This is a genomic window from Sodalis endosymbiont of Henestaris halophilus (assembly GCF_900161835.1).
Lineage (GTDB): Bacteria > Pseudomonadota > Gammaproteobacteria > Enterobacterales > Enterobacteriaceae.
The window spans coordinates 1,247,096-1,265,165 of record NZ_LT897836.1 but is presented as its reverse complement, the minus strand read 5'-3'; the positions used below and the strand labels follow the sequence as shown (position 1 = coordinate 1,265,165).

The 18,070-nt window shown below is 41.6% G+C and carries 10 protein-coding genes; all 10 read right to left on the bottom strand.

Features of this window, described 5'->3' with window-relative positions; all coding sequences use genetic code 11:
• Window positions 1-56: 56 nt before the first annotated feature.
• The 10 genes from murG to folE all read right to left on the bottom strand — a co-directional run bounded on the left by murG (window position 57) and on the right by folE (window position 15,565).
• Window positions 57-1,139, bottom strand: coding sequence for an undecaprenyldiphospho-muramoylpentapeptide beta-N-acetylglucosaminyltransferase (gene murG, locus HBA_RS02710; RefSeq protein WP_097032480.1), 1,083 nt, complete (start codon window positions 1,137-1,139; stop codon window positions 57-59).
• A complete protein-coding gene (ftsW, locus tag HBA_RS02705; protein ID WP_097032479.1) occupies window positions 1,115-2,344 on the bottom strand; it encodes a cell division protein FtsW in 1,230 nt (409 codons plus the stop codon). The genes murG and ftsW overlap by 25 nt, the downstream gene beginning before the upstream one ends.
• Window positions 2,344-3,657, bottom strand: coding sequence for a UDP-N-acetylmuramoyl-L-alanine--D-glutamate ligase (gene murD, locus HBA_RS02700; protein ID WP_097032478.1), 1,314 nt, complete (start codon window positions 3,655-3,657; stop codon window positions 2,344-2,346). The genes ftsW and murD overlap by 1 nt, the downstream gene beginning before the upstream one ends.
• Before the next feature lie 2 nt (window positions 3,658-3,659).
• The gene (gene mraY / locus HBA_RS02695; RefSeq protein ID WP_097032477.1) at window positions 3,660-4,742 is read right to left on the bottom strand and encodes a phospho-N-acetylmuramoyl-pentapeptide-transferase; all 1,083 of its coding nucleotides are present in this window, start codon (window positions 4,740-4,742) and stop codon (window positions 3,660-3,662) included.
• The gene (gene murF, locus HBA_RS02690) at window positions 4,736-6,103 is read right to left on the bottom strand and encodes a UDP-N-acetylmuramoyl-tripeptide--D-alanyl-D-alanine ligase (protein ID WP_097032476.1); all 1,368 of its coding nucleotides are present in this window, start codon (window positions 6,101-6,103) and stop codon (window positions 4,736-4,738) included. Before murF ends, mraY begins: the two co-directional genes overlap by 7 nt.
• Entirely contained in the window at window positions 6,100-7,587 is a 1,488-nt protein-coding gene (murE, locus tag HBA_RS02685; RefSeq protein ID WP_097032475.1) for a UDP-N-acetylmuramoyl-L-alanyl-D-glutamate--2,6-diaminopimelate ligase, read from the bottom strand. The genes murF and murE overlap by 4 nt, the downstream gene beginning before the upstream one ends.
• Window positions 7,574-9,343 (bottom strand): peptidoglycan glycosyltransferase FtsI, encoded by a 1,770-nt coding sequence (ftsI, locus tag HBA_RS02680; RefSeq protein WP_097032474.1) that lies wholly within the window; start codon window positions 9,341-9,343, stop codon window positions 7,574-7,576. The genes murE and ftsI overlap by 14 nt, the downstream gene beginning before the upstream one ends.
• Window positions 9,344-9,368: 25 nt before the next feature.
• On the bottom strand, window positions 9,369-9,689 hold the full coding sequence (gene ftsL / locus HBA_RS02675; protein WP_097032473.1) for a cell division protein FtsL: 321 nt from the start codon (window positions 9,687-9,689) through the stop codon (window positions 9,369-9,371).
• Window positions 9,689-10,633 carry a 16S rRNA (cytosine(1402)-N(4))-methyltransferase RsmH gene (rsmH, locus tag HBA_RS02670; protein ID WP_097032472.1) on the bottom strand — a complete coding sequence of 315 codons (945 nt, stop codon included), beginning with the start codon at window positions 10,631-10,633 and terminating at the stop codon, window positions 9,689-9,691. The genes ftsL and rsmH overlap by 1 nt, the downstream gene beginning before the upstream one ends.
• 4,269 nt (window positions 10,634-14,902) lie before the next feature.
• Window positions 14,903-15,565 carry a GTP cyclohydrolase I FolE gene (gene folE, locus HBA_RS02665; protein ID WP_097032471.1) on the bottom strand — a complete coding sequence of 221 codons (663 nt, stop codon included), beginning with the start codon at window positions 15,563-15,565 and terminating at the stop codon, window positions 14,903-14,905.
• Window positions 15,566-18,070: the final 2,505 nt, after the last annotated feature.

The window sequence follows — 18,070 nt, the reverse complement described above, 5'->3', positions numbered from 1 at the left end:
TGTTATCGCTTAATTAAAAAAACGCTTTAGACGAGATAAATCAAGTTTGTTTGTTCTTATCGCTTTTCAAGCTTAGATGTACTGATTGTTGTCACTATTCTTGCCAACCGCTCCGTTGAATCGGGAATATCTATTGACCTTGCGCGTTGCGCCATGATCAGCAAAGTTGCTCGATTCCAACCGGCTAACACATCACTGACCAGCTCGACGGTAAGGTCTGGCTGTTCGATGATTTTCGCAGCGCCAGCTTGTTCCAGTCGGCGCGCGTTCCAATATTGATGACGATCTTTGTGCATAAAGGGAACAAAGAGTGCTGGTAAACCGACTGCTGAGATTTCACTCACTGTCAGTGCGCCTGAGCGGCATACCACAATATCTGCCCAGGCATATGCGGCGGCTATGTCATCGATAAATTCTACTACCTTGTGTTGCGTTTTATCGATTTCCGAGTATGTCATAGTGACCTCCTCTAACACACCTTTTCCCACCTGATGCCACAGGGACAAGTAGTTTGCCAAACGGCCGGCTACTGCCGGCATAATTTTATTTAGCACTCGTGCTCCTTGACTGCCGCCTATCACTAAAACCCTAAGTGGGCCGTTGCGTTTAAGAAAGCGTTCTTTTGGCGGCGGTAATGATCGTATCCTATCACGCACCGGATTGCCTACCACATCGGCATTGGGGAATGCGCCGGGAAACGCTTGCAGCACTTTATGGGCAATTTTTGCTAGACACCGATTGGTGAGACCGGCGATGCTATTCTGCTCATGAATCAGTACCGGAATACCGCAGCTCCAGGCTGCCAGACCTCCTGGTCCAGAAATATAGCCACCCATACCCAGTACTACATCTGGTCGCCAGGCACGCATAATACGCTGTGCCTGATACCATGCGTGCAATATGCATATTGGTGTTATTAGTTTCGCTTTCATGTCCTTCCTGCGCAGGCCATGAATGCGGATAAAGTCGATGTCAATACCGTGTTTTGGCACTAAACTGGCTTCTATGTGATCAGTGGTGCCGAGCCAGCGCACCTGCCAGCCCTGCGCTATTAAGTGATGGGCAACTGCCAGTCCTGGAAACACATGTCCGCCGGTACCGCCACCCATTACCATTAATCTTCTGTTTCTTCCCACCATCGCTGTTCCTTCGCAAACGCCTGCTCTGTGGCTATGCGCGTCTCAAAATCTACTCTTAACAGCATTACAATAGCTGTCGACATGATTAGAAGGCTTGAGCCGCCATAACTAATTAATGGCAGTGTCAGCCCTTTAGTGGGCAGTATGCCGGTTGCAGCGCCCACGTTGACCATCGCTTGTAAGCTGAACCATATTCCGATGCAAAAGGCCAAGAAACTTGAAAATCGTTGATCTATTTTTAGCGCTTTACGGCCAATCAACATCGCGCGAGCTGCGACTAAAAATACCATAGATAGCGCTATCACTACGCCGAAATAACCCAATTCTTCACCCAAAATAGCGAAAATAAAATCGGTATGAGCTTCCGGCAAATACTCCAATTTTTGTATCGAATTACCTAGTCCTTGTCCCCAAAACTGGCCGCGGCCAAATGCCATCAGTGATTGGGTAAGCTGATAGCCGCTGCCGAAGGGATCATCCCATGGGTTCCAAAACGAGGTAACACGCCGCATACGGTACGGTTCAATAATAATTAGGAGCACCATAGCGACAATTCCTGAACTGATAATCAATAAAAATTGCCACAGTTTAGCACCGGCCAGGAACAACATCGCCGTGGTGGTAATAAACAAAATTACCACGGCTCCGAGGTCTGGTTGGGCCAGTAGCAATACCGCTAGCAGCAGCATAACTCCCATAGGTTTGCAAAAACTCCAGAAGTTAGTTCGCACTTCATCTATCTTGCGGCTTAGATAGCTGGCTAAGTAGCAAAAAAACGTCAACTTCGATAATTCTGACGGCTGAATATGTAGAGGTCCTAGCGCAATCCATCGTGCCGCACCGTTGACAGAACTGCCAACCACTAGCAATATCAGGAGAATTACTAATGTGATAAGCAACATCCCCGAGCTATAGTGCTTCCAAACCGCCATAGGGATGCTAAGCGTTGCTAGCGATAGCAAAAATGCTAAACCGAGGTAAAAAGCATGGCGTTTAGCGAAATAAAACGTGTCGTCAGACATACGAGCCCCTATTGGCATCGATGTAGAAGTAACCATTACAAAACCGATACTGACAAGTCCCAAAGTCAACCATAGCAACGTGCGGTCGTATAACAAACAAGCTGGTTTTAGCGTATGCGATTCGTGCTCACCTAGCATCCACAAATTCAGGCGCGAAATTAGTCCTAAACCAAGGATGTGCATCAACCTACCTCCTGCGCTAATCGCGTAAATATCTCGCCGCGTACTTCAAAGTTTCTAAATTGGTCTAGACTGGCGCAAGCCGGCGACAGCAACACTGTGTCTCCAGCTTTTACCCGAGTACCGATGATACGCATCGCCTGCTCCAGCGTCTTGGTTAGCGTAGCGTCATCAGGACGCAGGGATGCTAATTGCGCGCCATCCTGACCCACACAATACAACCGCACTCGATCTCCCTGCACCAAAGACGCTAACGAAGTGAAATCGGCATATTTACCATCACCGCCAAGCAGTAGATGCAAATCACCTGTCACTTCTAGTCCATTCAGCGCAGCTTGCGTGCTGCCTACGTTGGTTGATTTCGAATCATTAATCCACTGCACGCCATTGCGTTCATGTACTAGCTCAAAGCGATGAGCTAAACCGCAAAATTGCCGCAGCGCTGACAGGCTGGCCGTGTGTGGGATACCTATGGCGTCAGCGAGTGCCAGTGCGGCTAAGGCATTAGTGTAATTATGTCGTCCGCCAACATTCATTTCTGCGCAATCTAACAGTGGTTGGCCACGTGCCATTAACCAATTTTTGCCTGCGATTTGGCTAATGTAATAGTGGCCTTGCTCTACGCCAAAGCTAACGTAGCTTGCGTCATGTCTGCTTGTAGGCAAAGTGAGCACATCGTCAGCGTTAACTACGCACAATGCTGCATTATGATAAATGTTCAGTTTGGCCATTCTGTACTGAGGTAAACCAAGCGGATAGCGATTCATATGATCTTCGCTGATATTTAGGATGGTTGCAGCTGATGCTTTTAGGCTAAAAGTTGTTTCTAGTTGAAAGCTTGATAGCTCCAGCACATACAATTGGTAAGATGCGTTCAGCATCTTTAGCGCCGGGTAGCCGATATTACCTCCAACGCCCACCTGCCAGCCAGCGGCTGCGGCCATATTACCCACCATTCTGGTGACGGTGCTTTTGCCATTTGACCCGGTTATTGCTACCACCGGTGTTGTTGCCTCGCGTGCGAACAGCTCAATATCGCTGACGATTGGTATTTTGCCCACTGCTGCTATCAACGCTGGGTGCGACAAGTGAATACCTGGACTAGCGACGATCAGCGTGGCTTCTAGCAGCCACGCTTCGTTCAGTGATCCTAAGTGGCGCGGTACATCTACGGGTAAATTTTTTAGTCCAGGCGGCGTAAATCTGGTATCCATCACCCGCGGTGTTACGCCGCGGCGACGAAAAAAATCAACACAAGATAAGCCTGTAAGCCCGAGTCCGATAATAACCACCTGTTCGTTATGATATTCTGTCATAATTATCGTACTTTTAACGTAGCCAGTCCGATCAGGACTAGCATTAGCGAAATTATCCAGAAGCGCACGATAATGCGCGGTTCCGGCCAGCCCTTTAATTCATAATGGTGATGAATTGGTGCCATATGGAAGATACGCTGACCACGCAATTTGAATGTTACTACTTGCAAAATTACGGACAGGGTTTCCACCACGAACACTCCGCCCATAATGAGCAGTAAAAATTCCTGGCGCAGCAGCACGGCGATGGTGCCAAGCGTGCCACCTAGTGACAGCGATCCAACGTCTCCCATAAATACCTGTGCTGGGTAGGTATTGAACCACAAAAACCCTAGGCCGGCCCCGACGACTGCAGTGCACACTACCACCAGCTCTCCGGCGAAACGTATGTGGAGAATATGTAAGTAGTTCGCAAAATTTATGTTGCTGGTCGCCCACGCTACTAATGCCAGTCCTGCGGCGATGAATACCGTCGGCATAATAGCCAGACCGTCTAAACCGTCAGTCAGATTGACTGCGTTGCTGGTACCGACTATAACAAGGTAAGCTAAAAACACATACCAGATACCCATTTGTGGCATAATTTCTTTAAAAAACGGCAGAATTAGTTGAGTATCTTGCGTATCTTTTCCCATAGCGAACATAGTAAACGCTACAGCAAGTGCTATAACAGACTGCCATAAGTACTTCCAATGAGCGATTAGCCCATGTGTGTCTTTGCGTACCACCTTGCGATAGTCGTCGATAAATCCCACGATGCCGTAACTAACTAGAACAAACAGCACGCACCAAACATAGGGATTGAACGGGTAGGCCCATATTACTACTGAAATAGTGATTGACGTAAGGATCATCAATCCACCCATTGTAGGTGTACCGTGCTTGTTTAAATGAGATTTCGGTCCGTCATGGCGTACCACTTGCCTAATTTGCAGTTTTCTCAGCCAGATGATCAGGCGAGGTCCCATCCATATTGATAGAAATAACGCGGTAATTAGGCTGATGATGGCGCGGAAAGTTAGATAATACAAGACGTGAAATCCTGAATAAAATTGGACTAAATATTCGGCCAGCCAGATTAACATAGTGCTTTCTCCTTTAATGCTCGCACTACTTGCTCCATTGCTGCACTACGTGAGCCTTTAATTAATATGGTCATGACAGATTGCTTAGATAACAAATGTGCCAGGCGGGCAGTCAGTTTAGCTTTGTCTTGAAAATGCTCGCCCTTGCGGCTGGCCTCACCAATAAGGTTGCTTAGATTGCCGACACTTAATACTTTGTCGATATCGGTTAGGGAGACAGCTTCGCCCACCTGCCAATGATATTCGGCTGCTTTATCCCCTAATTCTGCCATATCTCCCACTACAAGCACCCGGTAGCCCGGCATATCCACTAAAACCTGTATGGATTCGGTCATGGAGCCGACATTGGCGTTGTAGCTATCGTCCAACAGCAGTTGTCTGACGCCTATCGTGATAGGGAATAATCTTCCTGGCACGGCTTTGAACTGAGATAGGCCGGCGGCAACTGCCGGTAGTTCAGCCTTGACAGCTAATGCTAGTGCGCTCGCGGCCAAGGCATTAGCTATATTATTCCTTCCCGGCAGTTGTAGTTGTACTGGGCATGCTCCCTGTGGACTGTGCAGAGTGAAACTAACCCCTTTATGATCGCTCACGATGTCGCTGGCAAAAAAATCTACGTTATTGGTGGCTTGTACGGCAAAACGCCAGACGGCTTTATGCCGCAGCACCTGTTTCCATTGTAGCCAATTATGACTATCGGCGTTAAGGATACCGAGCCCGTTGGCAGGCAAGCCAGTGAATATTTCGCCCTTTGCTCTCGCGACGCCTGACAGAGAACCAAATCCGGCTAGGTGAGCTGTGGAAAGGTTGTTCACCAGCGCAGTTTCCGGCTGCACCAAGGCGGTCGTCCAGGCAATCTCGTCTGGATGATTAGCGCCGAGCTCGATAACCGCGAAATCATGCTCTGATGTCATACGCAGCAACGTTAGCGGTACACCAATATCGTTATTAAAATTACCGTAAGTTGCTAACACCTGCCCGGATTGTCGCAGGATTGTTGCGGTCATCTCCTTAACTGAAGTTTTTCCCGAGGATCCAGTCAGGGCAATGACTCGTGCTGGAACCTGCTGGCGTACCCAAGAGCCTAATTGCCCTAGAGCGTACCTGGTATCGGCTACAATCAGCTGTGACACGTCCAGGGGTATCCGGCGGTTGACTAGCAGTGCCATAGCGCCGGCTGAAACCGCTTGTTCGGTGAACTTATGGGCATCAAATTGTTTTCCTTGCAGAGCGACAAATAAACTATTTTTGGCAATGCTTGGCGCCCTCGAGTCAGTAACGACATCTAGAATAGTGCGATCATTGCCCACTCGTTCGGCGTTAAGTACCGGAGCGATAGTGCTAAGAGTAAATGGGATCATGATGCTCTTATTCCTAGAAGTCGCGCCACGGTGCTACGGTCAGAGTAGTCTAGTCGCTGTTGACCGATAATTTGGTAATCCTCATGGCCTTTACCGGCCACGAGCACCAGATCTGCTGCCGTGGCTTGAATAATAGCGCTAGTGATTGCATCATTGCGGTCAAATATCGCCTGAACACTGCTTACATCTTGTAAGCCGCTCTTAATGTCGTTAATAATGTCCTGCTCTAGTTCGCCGCGCGGGTTATCATTGGTAACAATTATTCGGTCGGCGTATTGTTCAGCGATAGCTCCCATCAGCGGCCGTTTGCCTTTATCACGATCGCCGCCGCAGCCAAATACACACCAAAGTTTACCGCTACAATGTAGCCTGGCCGCCGTCAGCGCTTTTTTCAGCGCGGTTGGGGTATGAGCATAATCTACTAAAACTGTGGGATGGCTTTTGGTGTGAAAGATTTCCATGCGGCCGCAAACTGATTGCAAACGACTAGCGCTATTAAGCAGTTTCGGCAGGGGATAGCCGAGCGCGAGCATAGTCGTCAGGGCCAACAACAGGTTGCTGACATTGAATTCACCGATTAATTTACTGTGTACTATTCCTTCTCCCCAGCTGGATCTAAAGAAAATATCCGCACCACGTGCATGATAGCGAACTTCACTTGCGCTCATCCAGTGTCTCTGGTGTTCAGGAAGTTTAGTGCTGTTGACCGCTACCGTTATCGCTTGTGGCAACTTTTGCATCCAGCGTCGGCCAGTGGCGTCATTGACGTTTAGAATATGTTGATTGACGTCTAGATCGCCGAACAGCCTCCATTTAGCTGCTTCGTACTGTACCATGTTGCCGTGATAATCCAAATGGTCGCGGCTCAAATTGGTAAATATGGCGGCGGAGAAATGCAGGTTTTTGACCCTGTGTTGTACTAGGCCGTGGGATGACACTTCTATTGCCACAAAAGTTGCGCCCTGGTGCTGCAATTGCGATAGCAATTTCTGAATTTCGATTGGTGAGCCGGTAGTAGTGTTGGCTGGATGGGTTTGGCCCATCACGCCATTACCTACGGTTCCCATTACCGCGCTAATCTCGCCCAATAATTGCGCCCATTGCGCTAAAAGATGCGTAGTAGTGGTTTTGCCGTTGGTGCCGGTGACACCAATTAGGTGCAAAGCGCGCGACGGTTGTTGATAAAAGCGCCCAGCTAGTGCAGATAACCGCTCTTGAAGCTTGTGAATGTATATAACCGGCACACCGTGCAGCTCACTGATTTGACCTTCTGTGGTTTCCTCAGCTTGTGCCAAGACGGCGGCAACGCCTTGCGCGATAGCCTGAGGGATATAGTGCCGACCATCCGTTTGATATCCGGTAACGGCCACAAAAAGATCACCAACAGTCGCAGTACGGCTGTCCATCGTCATTTCCCTAAGCATCCGTTCTGGTGCGTCAGACACCCAGGGTGCGAGTAGCTCTCGCAAATTACGATTTGTCACTTATAACCTCTTTTTTGACAATTGTATGTCCAATTCTGCAATTGGTTGTGGTAAGAGCATCGGGCTTTACATTCATAGTACGTAGTACGCCGCCCATGATGGCACCAAATACCGGAGCGGAGACTGTGCCGCCGTAGTATTTGCCACCCTGCGGATCGTTTATCACTACCACCAGCGCAAAGCGTGGATTACTAGCGGGTGCAACTCCGGTGGTATAGGCGATATATTTATTAATATAATTACCTTCTGGACCGACCTTTTTGGCAGTGCCAGTCTTAATAGCGATGCGATAGCCTTTGATCGCGGCTTTAGTACCGCCACCTCCCGGCAGAGCTACGCTTTCCATCATATTTACTACGGTACGCACCAAAGATTTGGGAAACACCTGCTCTCCAGCCACGGGCGGATCTACCCGGGTGATGGAAAGTGGGCGTAAAACGCCCATACTGCCGATTGTTGCGTAAACTCGTGCTAACTGTAACGGCGTTACCATTAGCCCGTATCCGTAAGAAAAAGCAGCTCTTTCCATGTCTGACCACCGTTTTTTATTAAGATAAAAGCCACTGTTTTCTCCTACTAACCCCAAGTTAGTTGCCTTACCCAATCCAAAACGTAAATAAGTTTCTACTAGTGCTGAGGACGGCATTGCTAACGCTAATTTAGATATACCGACGTTACTAGATTTCTGTAAAATGCCTTTTAAGGTCAATTCAGTATAGCGTGCCACATCCTTGATTTGGTGACCACTAATCATGTATGGTAGTGTATTTAGTATACTACTTTCTCTTACGACACCGCGATGCAGCGCGGTCATTACTACCATTGGTTTAACCGTCGAGCCCGGTTCAAAGATATCCGTTATGGCGCGGTTGCGCATCACGTCCATGGTAATTCCAGTCAAATTGTTCGGGTTGTAAGAGGGACTGTTAACCATTGCCAATACTTCACCTGTATTTACATCGACTAATACTGCTGTTCCTGATTCAGCTTTATTGAAAGCTACGGCGTTATTAAGTTCGCGATATGCTAGTGTCTGCAGCCGTTCGTCAATACTTAAAGCTAGATTGTGCGCTACCTGGCTGTCCACCGAAGATATGTCCTCGATAACCTGCCCGAATCGATCTTTGCGCACCGTTCGTTCACCAGGCTGACCTGTCAGCTGGCGATCGAAGCTTTTTTCAATACCCTCAATGCCCTGGTTATCGATATTGGTCACACCAATGAGATGCGCGGTTACCTGACCAGCTGGGTAATAGCGTCGGGATTCTTGGCGCAGGTTAATACCCGGAAGTTTAAGTTTCTCAATATAATCGCTGATAGCAGGATCAACCTGGCGTGCCAAATAAACAAAACGCCCTGTAGGCTTAGAGTTAATTCGTGAGGAAAGCTGATCAAGGGGGATAGCAAGTGCTTCAGACAGGGCTTTCCATCGGCAATTAGTGCTAATACCGCCATGGTCGTTAAGCTCTTTCGGATCTGCCCATATTGCATGGACCGGCACGCTTACTGCCAAGGGACGTCCTTTGCGGTCGCTTATTATGCCGCGGGCGGTGAGAACTTTATGAACTCGTAGCGATCGCATATCCCCTTCACGCACTAGTTTATCGTGGTTGATAACTTGCAAATAAGCCACCCGCAGCATTAGTCCCACAAGCGCTAGCAAGATGCAACCACACAATAAAGCAAAACGCCAGCTGACAAAGTTTATCTGATTTTTTTGGTGTTTTAATTTTATCGTGCGTTCTGTGGCTTTCATGTATAGTTAGCGATTCCTATGTAATTTACGGATGTACCATAAGATTCTCTTGCGACAGATCTACATGCTTTAGTTGCATATTTTCTATTGCTATACGCTCAATGCGGCTGTGATGGCCTAGTGCTTTTTCCTCTAGGATCAAGTTACGCCACTCGATATCTAGCGCATGATTCTCTATAACCATATGTTCACGTTTAGCAGTCAACCGTCTGGTTTGGTGTGTAGTCATTACTACCAAGATAGCCGAGACTAGAACTGTAACAAGCAATAGCAACGGAAGTTTGCCGTAGCGTAATAGATCGCTACCTATTATTCCGATCAGGCTGTGCCGTTTATTTCCTATCATTACGCTAGTTTCTCGGCTAAGCGCAGCACCGCACTACGCGAGCGCGGGTTATTGTTAACTTCACTAGTTGAAGGCTGTATTTTCCCTACTGCTTTCAACTGGCGTCGATCATGTTGCAACGCTGTGATTTGTGCCTCCGTGAGTGGCAAACCAACCTGTACCCGAGGCCCACGGCTGTACTGACGTATAAAATGTTTTACTAACCGATCCTCCAATGAATGGAAACTGATAACCGATAATCTCCCACCGGGAGCCAACACTGTTAGGGCGCTAAACAATGCTCTTTCAATTTCTTCTAACTCGCTATTGACATACATGCGGATCGCCTGGAAACTGCGCGTGGCTGGGTGTTTATGTTTATCATGGAATGGACTGACATCAGCAATTAATCTTGCTAGTTCGCAGGTGCGGGTCATCTTCTGTTGGCGATTTCGTACCACGATGGCTTGAGCGATGCACTTGGCAAATCGTTCTTCGCCAAAAGCCTTCAACACTCCAGCAATTTCTTTGACTGAGGCTTGCGCAAGCCACTGTGCTGCGGGCTGACCGCGCGTGGTATCCATGCGCATGTCCAGCGGTCCATCGCGCATAAACGAAAATCCGCGATTTGGATCGTCCAGCTGCGGTGAAGAGACGCCTAGATCTAGTAATATGCCATTAATCCGACCTAATAGGCCTCTGTCCTTCATGTAATCCGTCATGGCAGAAAATGACCCGTGAATAATAACAAAACGCGGATCATTAATAGTTAGCGCTACTTTAATGGCTTCTGGGTCGCAATCGATTGCAAATAATCGTCCCTGCGCATTTAGTTTTGATAAAATAAGGCGTGAATGCCCGCCGTATCCAAAGGTCCCATCCAAGTAGATACCATCTGGCCGTAGTTTTAGACTCTTCACCGCTTCATTCAGCAATACGGTGGTGTGTAAGTAATTCTCTGACATTTTATTGGAGATAAGTCTTTAACCGGTAGTAGATAATCCGTAGTTTTTCGACATTTTAGTGTCGCTGGCATTCCTAAAGTGTTAGTACAAGACTTTTGTGGGGTTTGAACTCATTAAATTTCTTAAATAATATCACGTTTTGATAGTCCAGCATGGCGCTCGCATGCTTCCCAGCAATAAAAGCCGGCATTGGCGTTATGCCTGATTTTACACCTAATGATAGTAATATCCATTTGCCCAATAATTTTCCAGTTCGCAGAGAGAGGAAAAGAAATAGATATAATTAACAGATAGATACTATACTACTCAAGTAGTACTCAGCAACTACCTGTTGATTCCTCGCGTAGCTTTTCCTAATTAAGGAAAATACGGCTTCAGACCGCACTTTACTGTAAAGGTTCACTAATGTTATGACACGCAACATAAGTCTGCTGACCTATTCTAATCCTGAATTACTATTTCCTTTACAAGCCTTAACAAAAAAAAGAGTGTACGAATGGTGTTAAAACATTGTCAAGCTACTAACATGACTTAAAAGAAATTATTTACAGTGATAATTATGATTTAGTAAAACAGTGCATAATGTATTACAAAAATAAAAAGTATCACTTTTAGCTAGTATTTTACTAGGTTTTCAGGAGCTAGCGTTTTCAAAACGCACGTTCATAAAAAAATCTTGTTGATGCGATGTAACGAGATATTTGCCTTTAATGTGTCAGGCATACCCATGGTATATACCTAATGTTGCCAATCGCTGCTGATACCAGCTGTTTAATTTCCGCAGTGAACTTTGTATCACTGCATTGGCAAATACAAACTATGCTTCCAACAGGAATGATTCTCGTAATTATAAGTGGAGGTGATGATCCCTATTAGTCGCTAGGGTATATCATCCATCCTACTGCTGGCTAATATATAGAATATTTTAGCTTCTGCTAAATATCTTCTGTTTTGTTAGTGGAAGCATTGTGTTTCTCCACCAGGCAATAAATCTTGATCATATAGCACTGCTACAAAGCATCGTAATTACTTAGCTAGCGGATTACTTAATCTGAACAGCAGAAAGAGCAGAATTGAGTGCATATAAACGGTGGTGATTAGATTATTCTTATTTGATATTGCCGTAATTTCTTATCGATAAAATACCAAATTTTTCTCATCAGTAGTTCGCTTGTAGTCATCGGCTAGGTATATTTAGCGTTGTTATTGACGTATCAGTACCTGATTGATTACACTAACTAAATTGCATGCAGTTTATCGTAAATATTTAGCTTTATATTATCCGAAATAACCGAATACGTGTTTTAGCTTTAAACATCAATGACTGGAAGATCATATCGTATTATGATCACATATGCATAGTGCGTTAAAGTTATATTCATTTTTGTGTATGAATATTCAAATAAATCAATGAATTCTACTGATTCAGTTAATGAACTATTTTAATAAAAAGCAATTAAAAGCTATTGAATTTTAACCTTGCAAGTATTAGCGTCACCAAATATTACGGGTAATTTATTGCATGAACTGATCCGTAATGATGTTAAATGAGGTGATAACTTCGACTATTTGCAGTTAACTTTAAGTTAGCACGTAATAACATGCTAACACTATTTTAGGAATAAGCGTAATTTAGTTGCCTGTAAAGATTATTTACCGCAGTGCATTCATAGAGAGAGAAGTATTAGCAATGTTTAGATTACAGTGCTTAAGATCAGTAATAGCAGCATAGAAATATATTCTACTAACTTTTTACCGCATTAGTAACCCTAGCAAAAAGATCAACGAGCTGCTAATATGGCGTATTAGCAGTGAGTACATATTAACCGTTAAATTTATAAATCTTTGTTAGGAACTGTAGCTAAAATAACTAATAAGTTCTATGCAAAAATTATAAATATGCTCAAGCAGCAATAGTTTAAATAGTGTAAATGATATTACTAGCATAACTATAATTAATGAGGAATTATTTTATTTATAACCTGATAATTTATATAAATTTTTAAATGAATTATTTGTTTACCTGTTTTTATTATCCATATTATTGAGAATACATGTAAGGAGCAGATTGCGGTCACAAGTGATTTTCAAAAGTTAAGAAATAACTTACGAGAATTTCTCAATTGTTCTGCGTTCACGTGGCTTAATTATTATTATTCAAGCTAGCCACGAATGAGATGGTGTAATCAACTTGTGTTGAAATGGTTAGCATCAGTTCACAATGTCATTTATTATTTGTAATAGCAATTTTAATTGCTTTAAGAGCAATAAAATTATAAAATGCTAATGCATTCTGTAAAATACCTGCATGCAGCTATGAGGTTTAGTTAATAGTTTATTCATGGTAATAAATGATATAGTCATAATCATGTATTGTTCTAGTATGAACAGAACCTACTCATAGTCAGTTTTTTAGTATAGATAATTTACATGTAAGTTAGTGTTAACATAGATGCTTATCCCCACTGATAAGTCGAAATATATATTTATTATGAATATTAAGTAGTTGTTTACAAAATCTTTGGGAAGTAATAATCTACTATTTTAAAATCAGATTGATTCATGTGCCAACAATGATGATGCTATTATTCGTTAAATACAGAACATTATTAATCTAGAGTAGTTTATAAGTTTCGCTAATGATGACGACGAAAGTAGTTCGAACGCAAAACAAGAATTTAATCAGTGCAAAATATTTAATAAGATACTTTCTTGAATCTAAATTCATACCATATAACCATCTCACTAATCGTAGTTCGTTTAATCAATATTAATGCTATTAGGTAATTGCTTTGATCTGTTAATTTTTAACATGGTTATCGTATTACCTTCTGTAAATCATAATAGGAATAATTATAATATAGTACTGAGACTTAGAAAGTATATTTTGTTGTAAATAATAAATGAATTTATAAATAATTTTCTTTAGTGCCTATTAAATCCTTAATACAATAATTAATCAATTCTTAATTATCTAAATTTATTAACCAAGATGTCAGTAACGAAAAGTTCATTCTTTATTTACTTCGTACGTATGGTATTTTGTTATATATTAAATCGCCGTCACAGATTCAGAGTAAGGCCACATTTATATAGATGCCATAGTAGCCATTGAGAGTGATCGTTGATGTTAATTGATCTTGTTTTCTAGTATTATTAATAAATTAGAAATAAAGTGAACAATAGGAGGTAACAACATTGTCTTTTTAAACAATCAGGAAAATAATTATTTAATCAAATGTTTAATAATTATCATTATAAGTAATTCTGGTATGAATAGTATTATTTGTAGCTAGTTATAAACTATAAGGAATATAAGTTAATTAAATAATAGCGCACAGAAAGATTTTGCACGAGAGTTGGTCAACGGTGTTTTACCGAACATTTCCGATGGAATAAATAACAGATGTTGTTGATCAAAAGTGGTTAAAATTCGCACAGTAAGGTGATATAGACTAGTGTCATTAGCAGACAACTAATTTTCTGAAGAGTTTTTAACCGGTATCTCTCTACCAGGTGAACTTCCAGTCTCGTGGGTACTTGCAACTACTTCTACTGATATATTTATAAATATATCCAGTAAAAATAAACTCAACGTAATTTATCAGTAATGCATCACTGCTTAGTGCATTATCAGAGCCCCGCATAAATTAACATTTTGCATTGACCATCTTGTCAGTTATTGACCTGACTGGCGTCAGTATGCTTTATGTTGTGAACGTTACCTCGTTTTACTAAGCTTTTGATCATCAATTTAAGCTCTTAGCATCAATTTCTAATAATGTTTATGAACGTAGTTGTCGTTATGTGGTAGCTAAAACTAGAAGGCTTCTTGCTCAGCAAGAAGTTTAAGGATAGTAGTATAACCCCTCATAACATATAATTATTATACGATAGTAAGCAAATGGCGCATACTTGTTGATGAGTTAATCAGTTAAATTGTAATGAAGTTATCAGTCCTTAATCCAGTATTATATAGTTTATCCTAGGATAAATAACATGAAAAATTAAATTTTTTACAATGAAAAAATTTCTCGTTGACAATTTTCCTAAACTTTTGACTCAAAATAAGAATACAAAAATATAAAAATTCATTGACGTTATTGAGGATAATTATTTCCAGCATTAAGTAGGATTAAGGTAATCGTTTTGCGAGAGACAAACGGCGTTTATGTTTATCAGCAAAAATGTGCAAGATAGCAATATGTTACGCTTACAATTCAACTACGACATAGGCGCGGTAGTTCAAGATTAATAATAGATTAATTCTTATGATGTGTGCATGATTGCACGTAAAAATTCTTGGCGAGTATTTTGGCTAGATTTAAATAATCCACCGAGCGATGTAGTAGTCGTAGTGCTGGTGGCATCGCGGATACCACGGGCTTTGACGCAATAATGCACGGCTCCGATAGAGACTGCCACATTATTTGTTCCTAGCAACATCTGTAGTGCTACGAGAATCTGCTGTGTCAGCCGTTCCTGCACCTGAGGCCTCTGGGAAAAAAACTGCACAATACGATTAATTTTTGACAATCCTATTACGTAATCTTTAGGGATATAAGATACCGTGGCTTTGCCGTCAATAATAACAAAATGATGTTCGCAAGTGCTGGTTAGTGTAATATTACGTACGGTAACCATTTCATTTACTTGCATCTTGTTTTCGAGGACCGTAATTTTAGGAAAATTAGCGTAATCCAAGCCAGCAAAAACTTCCTTTACGTACAATTTGGCAATACGGTGCGGTGTTTTCGCTAGGCTATCATCGGTTAAATCAAGGTTGAGCAGAGTCATGATTGCAGTCATGTGATCGGCGATCAGACTTTTACGAACTTCGTTATCCAGCACTTTGCCCTGCAGCTGTGTTTCGAGACCACAGGCTAGTAAGGCTTCTCGTACCTGTGAGGCCTCTTTTGTCATCGTAACCATATTTGTATTTCTCTAGCAGGAGATTCCTTCCTACGGGTTTAACCGTAGAATACGTAATATTTTAGTGGGGTGTACGAAGATAATTCAATAAATGTGGTTTATTATAATCGCATTAAGCTAACCTATCCAGGTATATCTAGCAACTATGTTAATGTGTCGGTTATAAGTTAGCGTCAGACCCCGGCTGAACAACGGTAGATAATAAGTGAGAATAGCGAGTAAAATTCTAGTGTTACTGACGGCACTAAATGTCGGCTATACCTATTTAGTTGAATGTGCGCGGGGCAGATAATGCTCGTTGCTGTCATCTGCGATAGGGAGGTCGCTAGCAAAATTACAGGCAATAATCACCAAGGAGTAAGATCTTCATAACCATTTTTAGTGACAACCTTAACGTATGCAAGTATTAAACGCTTACCCCAAAGGGTAGTGTCTATCCGCGTATCGTTTTCATTGCGGAGTAAATAATGACTGATGATAGCAATGAGTGTCACGATGAATATGATTTAGATAAATCCAAAAGGTGTCTGCGCTAACTTAGCAATAGAATTGCAAGCAAGACTTACTAGCAAGTATTTCTATAAAATTCTCACGCCGGGTTTGTTAAATACTGTTATGCTTGTATTTTACTTTTTTAGTAGCTGCACCATGCAAATGTTGAACTCTGCGCTGCTATTGCTTGGTCGAACTAGCCTTTATTTGTGTTACCAAAGTGAATTAATGCTACAGCAAAAAATGTCGCACTTTGGCACACATTATCGACCGCAGAGTCTGCTATGTCACGCTTTTTATATCCTTTTATTCTAGCAAAAAAATCTACAAGCGTGCCTCAGATAATTTTGAGTCATTTTGAATTAAATTAATAAAAATGACAATCTTTATTCCATTTATTAAATGATTACTAACGTATTTAACGTGGCTGAAAACAAAACAATCAAAATATTTTACAATAATTCAAGTAAATAAATGCAATGATATCTTGAACTAACATTTTGTTGCAGATATAATCTTGAATTAACTAATCAGTTAAAAAGCAAGAGCTTTATAATAACACAGCCTGATTGTAGTGATCGAACCACATTATATAGTAAATATTATTTTTACTCTGGTATTGTCAAATACCTATAACAAAAATTTACTTTAATATTAATTACACCCCGTAATAAATAGCGCGGCTAGTATTACTATACAAGAATAATAACTACTAACTTAGTAGTTATTAACAATAAGGTCAATTAAAATCCACAATATTCTAACTTTACATTGCTTAGTAATGTTTTTAGGCGTGCATACGAAATTCAATATGATTTAGTAAAATTTACTATATTGTAATAAGCATATGATTAAGTATAATGCCCACACAACAAAATATTTGCAAAATAATCTATTAAGTTAAATAAAAATAATATTACCATCTGTTAATTATTTCATGAGAGCTCATAGCGCGATATACTTTGCTAAAGTAATATTTCAACATAACGATTATAATCTAATTATTCGTGAAATCATCTTTACCGCTTTATATAAATTAAAGATTAAAAAACACCATGAGGTACTAGTAAATTTATATCGTAAATTATAATCCTAAGATTGCCACTAAGTTCGCCTAAGATGCAACATATAAGCCGTTTTACCCATGACTTAAAAATTTAGAATTTAGCGAAACCTCAACGTTTATTGCTTCCTGAGGGCTTCGGGTTGTCCATATTTACTGATTGACTCTCAACCCCTTTGCAGTTAGCTAAAACAATTTGGATTAGTTAGCTAATTGCTATTGCCCTTGATAATATTACTATGCATTTCAGGTTAACTAGCTAATAAGCAAGGCTTATCATCCTTATCAGGTAAATAAGTAAGTATGATCAGATCGTGAAACGCTCTACAGTAACATACTGCTTCACAAAGCATATCATCATAGTGCACAGAATAGCATCGTTGCGCTTGAAATGTTCTACCAAGATAGACACCGTAGAAAACACATACTATGATAAAATAATATGTACTCCCGTATCAAAAATTATTTTTTGTTTGGATGTTATCTCATGGTGACAAGAATAAAAGTAGCCCAAAACAGCATTGTATTTTAATTTTTTAACGGTTAAATTTAGCATAAGTGCTCTAAGCAATAAATTGTGCAAAACAAAGGATGGTGATTACTTCATAACACGCATCTCCATAATTATTTTGCATTTGCATGCAGAATAATAACGTTTTGGTAAAATAAATAGCAACAGGAAAATAAGGTTATAAAAATAGATTCTATATAGACATTTATAGAAAATGAAGATAGTTTATATGATGAGTAACAATACTAATGCTGACGAAAGTCGACTATTGCATATCCGAAAACGTTTGTGTTGGTTATTTACTAATATTTCGTAAGTTACACATAGGACCCAGATTATAGCAGAAAACATCATGACAGATAATGTGAGTTGCTATCAAATTGCTTTCCAAAAAGACAAAAGCGGCTTTGACACGGCACCAGATTAACCATAATTATCG